This window comes from Micromonospora sp. NPDC003241, from assembly GCF_053589795.1.
Map to the genome: position 1 here is coordinate 22,846 of NZ_JBSFSO010000060.1, position 13,523 is coordinate 36,368.

The 13,523-nt window shown below is 68.7% G+C and carries 12 protein-coding genes; 6 read left to right on the top strand and 6 right to left on the bottom strand.

Translation table 11 applies throughout. The features are described from left to right. Positions 1 to 4 precede the first annotated feature (4 nt). Positions 5 to 1,042 carry a LacI family DNA-binding transcriptional regulator gene (locus ACWDVW_RS29755; protein ID WP_449955485.1) on the top strand — a complete coding sequence of 346 codons (1,038 nt, stop codon included), beginning with the start codon at positions 5 to 7 and terminating at the stop codon, positions 1,040 to 1,042. A gap of 13 nt (positions 1,043 to 1,055) precedes the next feature. Here ACWDVW_RS29755 and ACWDVW_RS29760 read toward each other — a convergent pair whose 3' ends face one another. Next, positions 1,056 to 2,753: an FAD-dependent oxidoreductase gene (locus ACWDVW_RS29760; RefSeq protein ID WP_449955487.1), complete on the bottom strand. Its 1,698-nt coding sequence runs from the start codon at positions 2,751 to 2,753 to the stop codon at positions 1,056 to 1,058. 14 nt (positions 2,754 to 2,767) lie between these two features. Between ACWDVW_RS29760 and ACWDVW_RS29765 the strand changes: the two genes are divergently transcribed. The 5 genes from ACWDVW_RS29765 (at position 2,768) to ACWDVW_RS29785 (ending at position 9,028) form a co-directional block, all read left to right on the top strand. Next, positions 2,768 to 3,820, top strand: a complete 1,053-nt coding sequence (locus tag ACWDVW_RS29765) for a LacI family DNA-binding transcriptional regulator (RefSeq protein WP_449955490.1) — start codon at positions 2,768 to 2,770, stop codon at positions 3,818 to 3,820. A gap of 132 nt (positions 3,821 to 3,952) precedes the next feature. Continuing rightward, positions 3,953 to 5,188, top strand: a complete 1,236-nt coding sequence (locus tag ACWDVW_RS29770) for an ABC transporter substrate-binding protein (RefSeq protein WP_449955493.1) — start codon at positions 3,953 to 3,955, stop codon at positions 5,186 to 5,188. A 4-nt stretch (positions 5,189 to 5,192) separates the two neighbouring features. After that, positions 5,193 to 6,122, top strand: coding sequence for a carbohydrate ABC transporter permease (locus tag ACWDVW_RS29775; protein ID WP_449955496.1), 930 nt, complete (start codon positions 5,193 to 5,195; stop codon positions 6,120 to 6,122). Further along, the gene (locus tag ACWDVW_RS29780; RefSeq protein ID WP_449955499.1) at positions 6,112 to 6,975 is read left to right on the top strand and encodes a carbohydrate ABC transporter permease; all 864 of its coding nucleotides are present in this window, start codon (positions 6,112 to 6,114) and stop codon (positions 6,973 to 6,975) included. Before ACWDVW_RS29775 ends, ACWDVW_RS29780 begins: the two co-directional genes overlap by 11 nt. Positions 6,976 to 7,054: 79 nt before the next feature. After that, on the top strand, positions 7,055 to 9,028 hold the full coding sequence (locus ACWDVW_RS29785; RefSeq protein WP_449955501.1) for a twin-arginine translocation signal domain-containing protein: 1,974 nt from the start codon (positions 7,055 to 7,057) through the stop codon (positions 9,026 to 9,028). Between the two features lie 193 nt (positions 9,029 to 9,221). Here the strand turns inward: ACWDVW_RS29785 and ACWDVW_RS29790 are convergent, their stop codons facing one another. The 5 genes from ACWDVW_RS29790 to ACWDVW_RS29810 all read right to left on the bottom strand — a co-directional run bounded on the left by ACWDVW_RS29790 (position 9,222) and on the right by ACWDVW_RS29810 (position 13,429). Continuing rightward, a complete protein-coding gene (locus tag ACWDVW_RS29790) occupies positions 9,222 to 9,962 on the bottom strand; it encodes an ABC transporter permease (RefSeq protein WP_449955504.1) in 741 nt (246 codons plus the stop codon). Positions 9,963 to 9,978: 16 nt separating this feature from the next. After that, positions 9,979 to 10,857, bottom strand: a complete 879-nt coding sequence (locus tag ACWDVW_RS29795; RefSeq protein ID WP_449955507.1) for an ATP-binding cassette domain-containing protein — start codon at positions 10,855 to 10,857, stop codon at positions 9,979 to 9,981. Then, the gene (locus ACWDVW_RS29800) at positions 10,854 to 11,627 is read right to left on the bottom strand and encodes an SDR family NAD(P)-dependent oxidoreductase (protein ID WP_449955510.1); all 774 of its coding nucleotides are present in this window, start codon (positions 11,625 to 11,627) and stop codon (positions 10,854 to 10,856) included. The genes ACWDVW_RS29795 and ACWDVW_RS29800 overlap by 4 nt, the downstream gene beginning before the upstream one ends. Then, positions 11,624 to 12,265, bottom strand: coding sequence for a TetR/AcrR family transcriptional regulator (locus ACWDVW_RS29805; protein ID WP_449955513.1), 642 nt, complete (start codon positions 12,263 to 12,265; stop codon positions 11,624 to 11,626). The genes ACWDVW_RS29800 and ACWDVW_RS29805 overlap by 4 nt, the downstream gene beginning before the upstream one ends. A 192-nt stretch (positions 12,266 to 12,457) precedes the next feature. Beyond that, on the bottom strand, positions 12,458 to 13,429 hold the full coding sequence (locus tag ACWDVW_RS29810) for an aldo/keto reductase (protein WP_449955516.1): 972 nt from the start codon (positions 13,427 to 13,429) through the stop codon (positions 12,458 to 12,460). Positions 13,430 to 13,523: the final 94 nt, after the last annotated feature.

The window sequence follows — 13,523 nt, forward strand, 5'->3', positions numbered from 1 at the left end:
GGTGATGACGAGCGCTCCGCAGACCCGGCGGGTCACCATCGCAGACGTCGCACGAGAGGCGCAGACGTCGACCGCGAGCGTCTCCTATGCGCTCAACGGCAGGTCCGGGGTGTCCTCGGCCACCCGCGAACGGGTTCTCGAGGTGGCGGCTCGGCTCGGCTGGTCACCGGCGAGCGCCGCCCGCACGCTGGCCGGCGCCGGCGCGGAGACGATCGGTCTGGTGCTCGCCAAGGACCCTCGTGATCTCTCCGTCGAGCCGTTCTACATGCAGTTCATCGCCGGTGTGGAGACGACGCTCGCGTCTCGCTCGATGGGGCTCCTGCTCGAGGTCGCGCCGGACGCGGACGCCGAGGCCGAGGCGATCCGGCGGTGGCACATGTCGCGTCGTGTCGACGGCGTCCTGCTCACCGACCTGATCCCGGACGATCCACGGATCTCCGTCGTGTCGGAGGGTGGCATCCCCGCAGTCGTCGTCGGCGACCCGAGCGTCGCGGCCGGACTGACGACGGTGTGGACGAACGACGCCGAGGCCATGCTGCAGGCGGTCGCGCATCTCGCGGCCCTCGGTCATCGACGTGTCACCCGTGTCGCGGCCCCCCGACGCTATGCGTACACGGCCATCCGCGACGACGCGTTCGCGCACGCCGCTCGCGCTGCGGGCCTCGCACACGACATCGTGCGCACCGACCTCTCCCAGGCTTCCGGTGCGGCAGCCGCGCGCACCGTGCTGTCGTCGTCCCGGCCGCCGACAGGTCTGCTGTTCGACAACGACGTCATGGCGGTCGTGGCGCTGACCACCGCACACGAACTGGGTCTCTCGGTCCCCGACGACGTCTCCATCATCGCGTGGGACGACTCGCTGCTCTGCCGCCTCGTGACGCCGGGGCTGACCGCGCTCGGCCACGATGTCGTCGCCCTCGGCGCCCATGCCGCGCGCCGACTTCTCGACGTCATCGACGGTGCGGCCCCGTCCACTCACCAGGATGCGACCCCGACACTGCAGGTCAGAGCCTCGACCGGTCGTGCGCCGGCCGAGGCCTGACCTTCGCGACGGTCTACCAGCGCAGCGCGGGATCCCACCGTAGCTGTACGCCTGCGCGCTCCAGGTCGCGCTGGAAGTCGCCGAGGTGGCGGGCGTCGGCGCGCACCGCGGACGGCTCGAGGCCGTGCGCGAGGCAGTACGAGGCGAGGGCTCCCACGGCCTCGCCGATGGACCACTCGACGGGCTGCAGCCGGTAGCTGCCGTTCGAGATGTGTGTGGTGCCGATGTTCTTGGCGGCGGGGAGAAGATTTCGGACGCGCTGCGGCAGGAGGGCACCGAGCGGGATCTCGAACGGGTCCGGCAGACCACCACCGCCCGCACTGCCACCGGTCGTGGCGTGCCGGTCGATCCAGTAGTAGTGACCGACGCCCACGGTGTCCGGATAGCGCTCAGCGCCTCGGCCGTCGCGGAGGTCCCGGTCGAAGTCCTGCTCAAGGATCGTCCGCTCCGCTCGGATGCGGCGGGACTCCCGGAAGTACGGCATCATGGCGAAACCGTCCGACGTACCCGTGACGCGCGGCGCGAGGCGGAGCCCCGGCCAGCCGACGCCGCCGTCGGGTCGCGGGGCCTCCGTCTGCAGCCAGTAGAGCAGCGACCGGCTCAGCGCCTTCGATCGGTCCCAGTGGACCGCCGCGTCCTCGCTGCCGAACAGCGGGCCGCCGACGTAGTCGTTCATCGGCCAGTTCACGACGACGATGTCACTCGCGTACGCACCGTCGGTGAACTGACGCCGCGCTGCGACGCGGCGGTAGTTCCACAGCTCGGGGGCTTCGTCCATGTTGCGGTGGTCCACGTCGATGGCGAACGGGTCGTCGTCGTCGTTGACGCGCAGCGTGTACTCCCTGGCGATCGATCCGTCGTGGGCGGCGCGGCGGAACCCGAGCATCTTCTCGCCGTCGAGCTGCGGCGGTCGCCACTCGCGGAAGAAGTCGTAGTCGTCGGGTCGGTCGATGGTGTGGTCCTGGCCGGCGAGGTGCTCGATCGCGAAGCACCAGGTGACGCTCTGCATGTCGAGGGGATCGCCGGTCTCCGGTGCGCTGGGCTCGCCGGTCTCGCCGCGAGCCTCGCGCCCGGTGACGTACTCGACTCCGCCGAGTTCCAGGAGGTCGCCGAGCTCGGTCGCATCCAGCACGAACGGCGCGGAGAGGTCGCACACTTCTCCCTCGCGGTCGCGCACCGTCACGGCGGTGACGCGGTCACCGGCGCTGTGGACGGCGACGGGCGATGTCTCGAGCTTGAGCGTGAGTCGTCCGGACGCTTCGTACGGGCGCAGCATGCTGTGGATCACCGAGAGGATGACCTTCGGCTCGACGCTGAGCGGGCTGACCCACGCCGCGCCGGGGTTGAGGTGCTGGTCGGCCCGGGCGGCGGCGGTGAGCGGGTAGTAGGTCCGGTAGTGCTCGCGGACCAGCTCGCGGAACTGGGCGTAGCTGCGGTTGCGCCCGGTTGTCTCGATGCGTCGGTGCTCGTCGCTGGGCACCAGTTGAGCCGTCAACTGTCCTCCCAGCCACGGCGTCTGCTCGGTCATGATCACCGATCTGCCACGTCGCAATGCGGCGAGGGCGGCGGAGACGCCGCCGACGCCACCACCGACGATGAGGAGGTCAGCTTGCTGTTGGGTCACGGGAGAACACCTCTCTTTCCCGGGAACTCTAGGTAATATTCTCGGTCGTGTCCAAGTAAAATCCCTCGCGGCGACGTCGGTCGCCACCTCCGGGACTCGAAGTGATCGAAGGGCTGCCCATGCGCGAGAAGGAACGTCGACCGTCGCTTGCCGAGGTGGCGGGCGAGGCGGGTGTCTCGATCTCCACCGTCTCGAAGGTCGTGAACGGGGCACCGGACGTCGCCCCCGACACCCGCGTGCGGGTGGAGTCCGTGCTGCGCAGCAAGCGGTACCTGTCGCCGAAACAGCGCTCCCGGCGTGACCTGGCGACGGTGGTGGTCGTGCTCGCGAGCTCGAGCATGTCGTCGCCGCTGACCGTGGAGATCCTGCGCGGCACCATGCGCGCAGCCCACGAGGCCGAACTCGAACTCGTCCTTCTCGACCTTCCCGACGGAGCGCCCGCCGCGGGGTGGATCGAGCGGACGAAGCGGAACGGGCCGACGGCCGTCATCGCGTTGAAATCCCGGCTGAGGACGGAGGAGCGGGCGGCGCTCGCGAAGAACGGGGTCCCGCTCGTCGAGGTCGACACCTACCGGTTGCCGGACAGTGACTCGTATTCCGTCGGCGCGACGAACTTCGCCGGCGGCATGGCGGCCACGCAGCATCTGCTGTCGCTCGGGCACACGCGCATCGGTTTCCTCAGCGGCGTGTCCGACACGCAGGCGTCGATCGCGCGCAAGCACGGGTACCTGGCCGCGCTCGCCTCGGCGGGGATCCAGCCCGGTGCCGACGTCGTCGAGGAGGGCGCCTTCACGTACGAATCGGGACTGCAGGCCGCGGCGTCCCTCCTGGCCCGGCCGGGCCGCGTCACGGCGATCTTCGCGGCGAGTGACGCGCAGGCGGCCGGGGTCCTGGAGGCCGCGCGACGTGCCGGTGTGTCCGTCCCACGCGACCTCAGCGTCATCGGCTTCGACGACCAACTCGTCGCGCGGATGACGGCGCCGCAGCTGACGACCATCAGGCAGCCGTCCGAGGCCATGGGGTCGTACGCGGTGGACGTCGCGCACAAGCTGCTGCTCGGTGGAGCGCCTCCGACCTTCCACACCGACCTGGCGACCGAACTCGTCGTGCGGGACTCGACAGCGCCTCCACAAGTTCCCGAAAAGACTTCTTGATTTTCTCGGTAGCTCTGGTTACGTTCATGTTTCTTTCAGCGCTCCACGGGGCGCGGAACGAAATCCAGAGGAGTACCAATGCGAGCTACCCGATACCGAGGGGCTGCCATCGCGCTCACCGGAGTTCTGGCCGTGTCCCTCAGCGCATGCGCTGGCGGCGACACCGAGGCGTCAGGTCCGGCCGACTTGAAGATGGCGCTCTGGTCATCCAACGAGAATCACCTGGCGTTGCTGAAGCAGATCGGCGACGCCTACGTCGCAGAGCACGGTGACGAGGTCTCGTCGATCACGTTCGAGCCCGTCACGAATCCGGACTACATCGCCGGGCTGACGACGCAGATCGCCGGTGGCGACGTTCCCGACCTGGCCTGGATCCCCGAGGCGAGCGGCCCCGAGTTCGTCGACGCGGGCATCCTGCACGATGTCCGCGACACGTTGAAGGACACCGACGGCTACGACCTCGACGACATCCTTCCCGCCGCGCTCGCGCCGTGGCAGGACGACAAGGGCAGCGTCTACGCGTATCCGTTCTCCAACTCCCCGTTCGCGCTCTACATCAACGAAGACCTCCTGGCGAAAGCCGGCCAGCCCGATGTGAAGTCGCTGGTCGGGACCCCGGGCTACACCTGGGAGGCGATCACCGACATCGCCGCGGCGACGAACGGCAAGACCGGGGCCGTGGGGTTGAACGTCCCGACGTTCAACCCCACGAACTGGAGCGCGGTGACCATGCTCGGCAACGCATGGGGCGCCGCCCCGTGGTCCGAGGACGGCAACACGTGCACGTTCGCGTCGCCCGAGATGATCGACTACCTCACCTGGTACCAGCGGCAGATGAGCCGGGGTGCCATCCCCGCCATCTCCGGCAACGCGGCGCCTGCCGCGTTCGCCAGCGGCGACGTGGCCTTCAGCATCGCGCAGCTCAGTCAGTCGGGAAGCCTGGACGACAGCTTCAAGTGGTCGTTCCTCCCCCTCCCCGCCGGGCCCAAGGGCTACCACCCCATTGTCGGACAGGCCGGGGTGAGCGTGCTCGAACGCAGCACGCACAAGAAGCAGGCAGCCGGATTCCTCGCCTACCTGACGAACCCCACGAACGCCGCGCTGCTCGCGCAGTTCTTCCCGCCGCCGCGTACGTCGCTGCTCAATGTGGAGACGCTGTCCAAGGCCGCGCCGAAGCTCTCGCCCGAGCAGATCCAGTCGGCGATCATCGACGTGGTCCCCAATGCCACGGTGAAGCCGCAGCACCCGGTGCTCTCACAGTTCTCCGACAAGATCCGCGCGGGCCTCGACCCGGTGTGGTCGGGCGGCGACGTGAAGGCCGCCGTCACCGGAATCTGCGAGCAGATCTCACCGACGCTCAAGGGCTGACCCAGTGACCGCGCGCACCTCCGCGGCCACCGACCGAGGAGTCCTGCCGAGCCGGCGTCCCCGTCGTGACGGGGACCGCTGGCTCGGCGTGGCCTTCGTCGCGCCCCAGGTCCTCGGCGTCATCATCCTCGGTGTCGTCCCCTTCCTCTTCGTCATCTGGTACAGCCTGAACGAGTGGCGGCCACTCACCGGCGAGATGGAGTTCATCGGGTTCGACAACTACTCGAACCTCTTCGCTGATCCGACCTTCTCCGCGTCGGTCATCGCGAGTCTGTTCTTCAGCGCGGGCGTCCTCGTGCTGAACCTCGTGATCGCCATCAGCCTCGCCGTCATGCTCAACCAGCGGCTGAAGGGCATCACCGCATTCCGCACGATCTTCTTCTCACCCGTCGTGGTGTCCGTGGTCGCCTGGTCCGTGACATGGGGTTTCCTCCTCGCTCCCGACGGGGGCCTCAACGGTGCACTCCGGCTCCTCGGCATCGACGGCGCCAACTGGCTCACCGACTCCTCCACCGCCCTCGTCTCCCTCGTCGTCGTGCAGGTGTTCAAGGGCGTCGGCATGAACATGGTGCTCTTCCTCGCTGCGCTCCAGAGCGTGCCGGAGGAGATCCGAGAGGCTGCGCAGCTGGACGGCGCGTCACCATGGAGATCGTTCCGCTCGATCACGGTCCCGATGATCGCACCGACGATCCTGCTCACCGGGATCCTCACCACCATCGGCTCGCTCGAGGTGTTCGCACCCGTGCAGTTGCTCACCGGCGGGGGACCGGGGTACGACACCAACGTCCTGCCGTTCTTCCTCTACCGCACGGCCTTCGTCAGTCAGCAGTTCGGATACGCCAGCGCGATCGGCGTCGTGCTCTTCGCCATCATCCTGACCCTGACGATGCTGCAGTGGACCTCCCGCCGGAAGTGGGTCAACGATGAGGTCTGAGGCATCGAACGCGGCACGTCGCCGCTCGCGGGTGACGACCGTCACGCTGTACGTGTTGCTCGTGGTCGCGTCCATCCCGTTCCTCTATCCGACGCTGTGGATGTTCTTCTCGTCGTTCAAGCCGGCGAACGAGATCTTCCGGCAGCCTCCCGCGCTGCTGCCCCGGAACTGGACGCTGGACGGATTCGCGCAGGTGTTCACGGCGCAACCGTTCCTGCAGCAGTACGGCAACTCGATGTACATCGCGGTGATCGTCACCGTGGCATCGATCCTGCTGTCGGCGATGGCGGGCTACGCCTTCGCCCGTATCCGCTTCCCGCTGCGCAACGCGGCGTTCACGCTCATGCTCGCGGCGATGATGGTGCCGACCGAGGTGACGATCATTCCGATCTTCACGGCGGTCAACGCGATGGGCCTCAACGACACACACTGGCCGCTCATCATCCTGCCGATCCTCGGGCCCACGGCGGTCGTCTCGGTGTTCATCTTCCGGCAGCACTTCCTCAGCTTCCCCAAGGAGTACGAGGAGGCCGCACGGCTGGACGGCGTGAGTCGCGCCGGGGTGTTCTTCCGGATCGCCCTACCGCTGGCGAAGCCAGCGATCGCGGCGGTCGGGATCATGGCGTTCCTGCGCTCGTTCAACATGTACTTCGAGGCGCTCATCTTCCTGCGCACCCCCGAGAACTTCACCCTCGGGCTCGCGATCACGCGCTATCAGGACTTCTACGGCGAGCAGATGTGGAACACGCAGCTCGGCGCCGCGTCGCTCACCGTCGTCCCGATCCTCGTGGTGTTCCTCATCGCGCAGAAGCAGTTCGTCCAGGGGCTCGCCCAAACGGGGATCAAGGGCTGAGTCGACCCACCAGCGCGACGACACGAACCGGGTGCCACCACTGACCCCATCGCCCCGGTCGACAACCGAAGGAGTCGAGATGATGCACGAGGATGAGACCCGCCCACCGATGCTGCCGGCGCTCAGCCGACGGAACTTCCTGGTGGGCGCCAGCGCCACCGCGGCGCTGCTCGCGATCGGGAATGCGGGAGCACCGCCCGCCATGGCGACATCGGCCGGCACCGTGCTGCCGCTCGTCGCCCCGCTCCCGGCCGGGCAGCCGGTGCGGACCCAGTTCGCGCCGAACGAGCAGGTACTGGCGGCGTACCTGATGATCGTCGCTCCGCTCGCCAACAGCGTGCGGGACGTCGCGCCGAACTACGGGTGGATGGAGGACGGCTGGCAGCGCACGCCCAACCAGCCGTACAACGCCCGGATCATGGAGCACGTCGCCACCCTCTCGTGGTTCTACGCCAACAACCGACCGTGGAACCCGTACTACCGTGACCCCGCGCTCCTCGCGCGCCTGGACGCCGCCCTCGGCTACTACCTCTCCCTGCAGCACGCCGACGGGTCCTACCCGGAGTACTCGCCGACCGAGCACCATCTCTCCCCGACCGGGTTCGGCACCGTCGCGCTCGCCGCCGTCCTTCGGGACCTCCGTGCCGCCGGTGAGCTCTACGACCGCCGACTGCAGATCCGCGACGCCATCCGCAAAAGCTCCGCCTGGCTCGTCGACACCTCTCGTCCGCACTGGAACCGCCCGGTCCAGTTCGCCAACCAGGTCGTCGCAGGGCTCTCCGGCGTGGTCGACGCGGCGCACATCCTCGGCGAACCGGCGGTCAGCGCCGCTGTCCCGAACCGGCTGCAGATCATCCTCAAGGACGGCCAGGCGCCCGCCGGGTTCTTCCACGAGCCCGTCGCACCGGATGCCGGGTACAACTTCGACGTGATGCTCCCCGATCTCGGCGCGCTGTACAAACGGCTGCCGGACCCGGCCGTCATCCAGTTGGCCGAGCGGTTCGCCGCCTGGTTCGGGTACGTCGTCGTCATGGAACCCGGACGCAACGAGGGCTTCATCCTCTCCGGAACGAGCGCCCGCAACATCGTCGCGACGTTCGTCACCACCCCGGTGGACGACCTGGACCGCAGCGCGCTCGCGCGGACCCTGCTGCCCCATGTGCCTGCGCTGGGCGCGTTCTTCGCCAGCTCGGAGGAGAAGACGCAAGCACGCAACGCCTGGAGCGCCTCCACCGCGCCGGTCTCGCCCCGACAGAAGCAGGACTCGTCGCCGCGGCTGCACATGCACGTCCCGCAGGCCCCGATCGGGATCCCCGGAACCCAGCGCAACGCACAGGTCGCCGCATTGCGTTATCTGCGTGAGAGCACGTTCACCGAACTCCGCAGGGGCACCCTCGACCAGCAGTACGTGTTCGTCCGCCGTCCCGGGTACTACACCGCCGGTCTCTACGGCGTGCGGCAGAACTCGCTCCAGCGGATGGGGACGAACGCCTTCTGGCACCCCGTCGCCGGCATGCTCGCCCTCACCGTCAACAGCTCGGGTCCGGACGACTGGACCACCGTCGCCGACACCGTCGGCACCGCCTCCTCACGCGGCCCGGTGACTGCGACGCACCATGCCGGATCGACGGCGTCCGGTGCCGTCATCCCGGCGGACGCGCTGACCGGATACACGGGCGTGTTCACCACGAGGTACGTGACCACGGACGGCGCGGTGAGAACAGACGTGACGCATCGTGCCGATGGAATCAGGCGTGTGCTGACCACGCCGGGAGCGTCCCGCGAACGCATCCCCCTCATCATCGGCACCGCAGACCAGGTGGCCTTCGCCAACGGCACGCCGGCACCCTACGGACAGGAGACGATCACCGTCACCCGAGGTCTCACCGTCACCCGAGGCAGCATGAGGTTCATCATCGACTGGGGCGTGAACCGGGAAGCGAAGTATGCGCCGATGGACCGCTCCTACCTGGGCAATCGCACCCATCGCATCCTCACCATCAGCTTCACCGGGTCGCTCTCCGTCGATCTCCGTGTCGAGCCGGTGAGCTGAGTCGCGCGGTCCGTGCCGGCGCCGGTCGGCTCTCCGGCGCCGGCACGAACCCCCTCGGCGACTCCTCGACCACCAGTCCGCTCAGGGCGGACCGCTCCACCCGGTTGAGGAGGTCGAGGCTGTGGTTCTTTGATCCACTGGAAACTGTGCCTCGCGCAGCGGGACACGCCACCCGACGGGGGAGCGGGTGACCTCAGTCGAACCGGCGGACCTGATCGCGGCGGTGGCCCCAGACGGTGAGCCCGGCGAAGATCATGATCCACACCGCGAGCATCACCAGTGACAGCGGCCCGACGGCCTCCCCGGTGAGCGCGACCAGCACCAGGTCGGTCGCGCCCCGGGTGGGTACGAAGGGTGCGATCTGCTCGATGACCCGCGGCGTGTCCGCGTCGTCGAAGAACATCCCGCCGGCCACCGCCAGCGGCAGGAAACCGATGCTGTTGGCGATGGCGGCCACCCGCATCGACATCAGATATCCCATCGCGAGCCCCAGCAGGGTGAAGGTCACCACCGCGACCAGCAGCGCCCCCGCCGCCAACAGCACCCGTGACGGCGGAGCCGAGGCGGCGGTGAACAGTCCGGCCACCAGCAGGATCGGAATGATCGCCGCGGCGACGACCGCCAGCCCGACCAACAGGTAGCCGAGCATCTGCGGTGCTATCCCGCCGGGCAGGGTGCGCAGGTAATGCCCCCAGACCGACTCCCGTAGCGCCGCGATGGCGACGCTGAAGTGGGCGACACAGGCCATGAGCACCCCGAACACCACCAGGGTCGCGGTGGCCGAGGTGATCGCCACCGCATCCTGCCCGATGAACGGTACGACGAAGAACACCATGACTCCGACCGGGACCAGCGCCACGGTCAGGAACATCGTGGGCGTCCGGATGGTGTCGGCGAGGTTCCGCCGGGTGTAGGTCATGGTCAAGGAGGACATGGAACGGCCCTTCGGGTCAGGTGCTCCGCCGGTCGCCGGTGATCGCCAGGAAGGCGTCCTCCAGCGAGGCGGATTCGATCTCGATGTCGGTGAACGACGCGCCGGAGGTCACCAGTTCCCGGACCAGCGCGGTGGCGTCGTTGGTGAGCAGATGGGTGCGGTCGGCGTCCCGTTCGATCGAGGCGACCCCGCTGAGCGCGGGCAGCATCGGGTCGGTCAGTGTGACCCGTTTGAGCCGGACCTGGCTGCGGATCTCGGCGACGCTGCCGTCGGCGATGATCCGGCCCTGGTCCATCACCACGACCCGGTCGGCCAGCGCCTCCACCTCCTCGATGTAGTGGCTGGTCAGCAGGACGGCTCCGCCGTCGGCGTGGAAGGAACGAATGCCCTCCCACAGCGCCCGCCGGGCGTCCACGTCGAGACCGGTGGTGGGCTCGTCCAGGAACACCAGCCGGGGCCGCCCGACGAAGGCCAGCGCGACCGCGACCCGCCGCTGCTGTCCGCCGGAAAGGCCCCCGGCCTGCCGGTCGGCCAGCGGGGCGAGGTCGAAGCGGTCGAGTAGTTCGGCCCGGTCCACCGGATCGGGGAAGTGCGCCGCGACGAAGTCCACCACTTCGGCGACCCGCCAGGTCTCCGGAAGCCCGGTCTCCTGCGGCGTCACGCCGATCACACGGCGGGTCGACTCGCTGCGCGGGTCGCCGCCGCACAGTTCGACACTGCCGGAACTGGGCCGCAGCAGGCCGGTCATGACGTTGATCAGTGTGGACTTTCCGGCACCGTTGGGGCCCAGCAGTCCGAGTACCTGCCCGGCCGGGACATCCAGGGACACGCCGTCCAGCGCGGTCGTGTGGTGGTATCGGCGGGTGAGGTCGCGTACGCGGGCCAGGACGGTCATGAGGCGGCCTCCGGGACCTGTCGGTTCGGGTCGGACATGATCGACGGGATGCCGGGGAAGGCGAAGGGGCCCGGCTCGCCGTGCGGGACGACCGGCCACGCCTGTCCGGTCCCGCCGCGTGCCAGCACCAGTTCGGCGACCTCGGCGACCCGTTCGGGCGAAAGGACCGCCACTCCCATGTCGCTGATGAACGGGATCGCCTCTCCGAGGATCGGGGTGTCGATGAAGGTGGGGCACAGCGCGTTGACGGTGACACCCCGGTCGGCCACGGTCGGCGCGACGGAGCGGACCAGCCCGATCACGGCGTGCTTGGTGGCCGCGTAGAGCGGATTCATCGGGCTCTCGCTCAAGCCGGCCAGGCTGGAGGTGGCCATGATCGCACCGGAACCCTGCTCGGTGAACACCTCCAGGGCGGCGTGCATCCCGTAGACCACCCCGTCGAGATTGACCGAGACCAGGTCGCGGTAGTGCTCGGGTCGGAAATCCTCGACGAAGCTGCCCTGTTCACCGATCCCGGCGTTCAGCACGGTGACGTCGAGGCCGCCGAAGAGCGTGACCGCGGTGTGGACGGCGGCGATGTTGTCGGCCAGCCGGGCGACGTCGGTACGGACGAAGGCGCCGGCCACCTCCCGGGCGACCGTCTCCCCGGCCGGGTCGACGTCGGCGATGACGACGCGGGCGCCGCCAGACGCGAAGCGGCGGGCGATGGCCGCACCGATTCCGCTGGCTGCGCCGGTGACGAGTGCGACTTTGCCGTCGAGGGGGTTCATGCTTTCTCCGTATTGGCCGGGACCGGGCGGGTGGCATGGTCGATAGCGGTGGTGATCTCCCGCAGATAACGGTCGATGTCGAGATCGGGATCGCGGGACAGCGCGGTGGGCACGGCGTCGATCACGCCACGCACGATCCGAGCCATGACGGTGGCGTCGAAGTCCCGGAACTCGCCGCTCTCCTGTCCTGCCGTGAACAGGTGCTCCAGCGGCAACAGCATCTGCCGGTCGAATGCGGCAGGGTCGGCGTCGGGCAGGTCGGCCAGGCCGCCGCTGGTGAGGATCTCAACGAGCGCGATCATCCGGGCCGGGTGGCCTCGCATGTACTCCAGGTTGGAGCTGATGTAGGCGCGTAGTTGGCCTGCCGGCGTGGTCTCGGCGTCGATCATCGGTGCCATGAATGCTGCTGCGTCGGTGTAGACGGTGGAGACGACCTGGGCGATCAGTTCGGACTTCCCCGCGAAGTGGTACGAGATCAGTCCGCGGCTGATCCCCGCACGGGTGCCGATCCTGCCCATCGACGCGCGGTGGTAACCGACCTCCGCGATGGTCTCCACGGCGGCGTTCACGATCTGGGCCCGCCGCGCTTCCTCGATGAAGGTGCGTGACTGGCCGTCCTGATCAATATTTGGCACCATGGCCAAAAATCTAGCACGCGATGTCAGTGGACTGCCAGGGCGGCCAGATTCGCAGGGGCCCGTTCATGTTGGGTGGCGTCGGTGTCGCCGTGGCGCTTGTGCTTCCGGGAGTAGTCCACCCTGCCGTTCCGCATCAAGGTGCCGGTGCAGGTATGGGGAAGAGCCCGCAGCCGCTGCGTACGTCTGCTCTGCTCAACCTTCGATGGCGGCCATGTCGGCTGCGGCGTGTCGATCGCCGGAGGCCGGGGTCAGGCTGTTCAGCCGGGCGATCTGATCGGCGGTGAGGCGGATGCTGTCGGCGGCGCAGTTCTCCTCTAGCCGGTCGACGCGCCTGGTGCCCGGGATGGGCGCGATGCCCTCACCCTGCGCGAGTAGCCAGGCCAGCGCGATCTGCGCGGGCGTGGCACCGACCTCGCCGGCGACGTCGCGGACCTCCTCGACGATGCGCAGGTTGCGGGTGAGGTTGTCGCCGGTGAACCGGGGGTTGGTGCGCCGCCAGTCGGTGGCGTCCAGGCCGTCGAGGGAGCGGATGTCACCGGTCAGGAAGCCGTGTCCGAGCGGCGAGTAAGGCACCAGGCCGATGCCGAGTTCCCGCAGCGTGCTCAGCACGTCGCCTTCGGGGTCGCGGGTCCACAGCGAGTACTCCGTCTGGACGGCGGCCACCGGATGCACCGCGTGGGCCCGGCGGATCGTCGTCGCGGACGCCTCCGACAGGCCGATGTGGCGCACCTTGCCCGCAACCACCAGTTCCCGCAACGCTCCTACCGTGTCCTCGACGGGGGTGTCGCGGTCCACCCGGTGCTGGTAATAGAGGTCGATGTGATCGGTGCCGAGTCGCCGTAGGGAGCCGTCCACTGCCACGCGGATGTTGGCGGGGGTGCTGTCCGTTCCCGGTCTGCCGGTGTGGGAGACGAGGCCGAACTTGGTGGCCAGGACGACCTCGTCGCGGCGGCCCCTGATCGCGCGACCCACGAGTTCCTCGTTGACGTACGGCCCGTACACCTCGGCGGTGTCCAGGTGGGTGGCGCCGAGGTCCAGGGCACGCCGGATCGTGCGGATCGACTCGGCTTGGTCGCGGCCGGCACCGGTGTAGTAGGCCGACATTCCCATCGCCCCGAGGCCGATGCGCGGGACGTCGAGTCCGCCCAGTGAGGTGGTGTGCATTCCGTGGTCCTCTCCCCGTCGATTCGCCAGGGCCATCCGGCGACTTGTTGACGCTTCAAGTTCTACCCGCCCGAACTTGAAGCGTCAACAAGTC

What these genes read in the sequence shown, in the direction of transcription:
- ACWDVW_RS29800 (WP_449955510.1), bottom strand. Translation starts at nt 11,627, where the DNA reads ATGAACCCCCTCGACGGCAAAGTCGCACTCGTCACCGGCGCAGCCAGC.
- ACWDVW_RS29805 (WP_449955513.1), bottom strand. Translation starts at nt 12,265, where the DNA reads ATGGTGCCAAATATTGATCAGGACGGCCAGTCACGCACCTTCATCGAG.
- ACWDVW_RS29795 (WP_449955507.1), bottom strand. Translation starts at nt 10,857, where the DNA reads ATGACCGTCCTGGCCCGCGTACGCGACCTCACCCGCCGATACCACCAC.
- ACWDVW_RS29810 (WP_449955516.1), bottom strand. Translation starts at nt 13,429, where the DNA reads ATGCACACCACCTCACTGGGCGGACTCGACGTCCCGCGCATCGGCCTC.
- ACWDVW_RS29785 (WP_449955501.1), top strand. Translation starts at nt 7,055, where the DNA reads ATGATGCACGAGGATGAGACCCGCCCACCGATGCTGCCGGCGCTCAGC.
- ACWDVW_RS29780 (WP_449955499.1), top strand. Translation starts at nt 6,112, where the DNA reads ATGAGGTCTGAGGCATCGAACGCGGCACGTCGCCGCTCGCGGGTGACG.
- ACWDVW_RS29790 (WP_449955504.1), bottom strand. Translation starts at nt 9,962, where the DNA reads ATGTCCTCCTTGACCATGACCTACACCCGGCGGAACCTCGCCGACACC.
- ACWDVW_RS29755 (WP_449955485.1), top strand. Translation starts at nt 5, where the DNA reads ATGACGAGCGCTCCGCAGACCCGGCGGGTCACCATCGCAGACGTCGCA.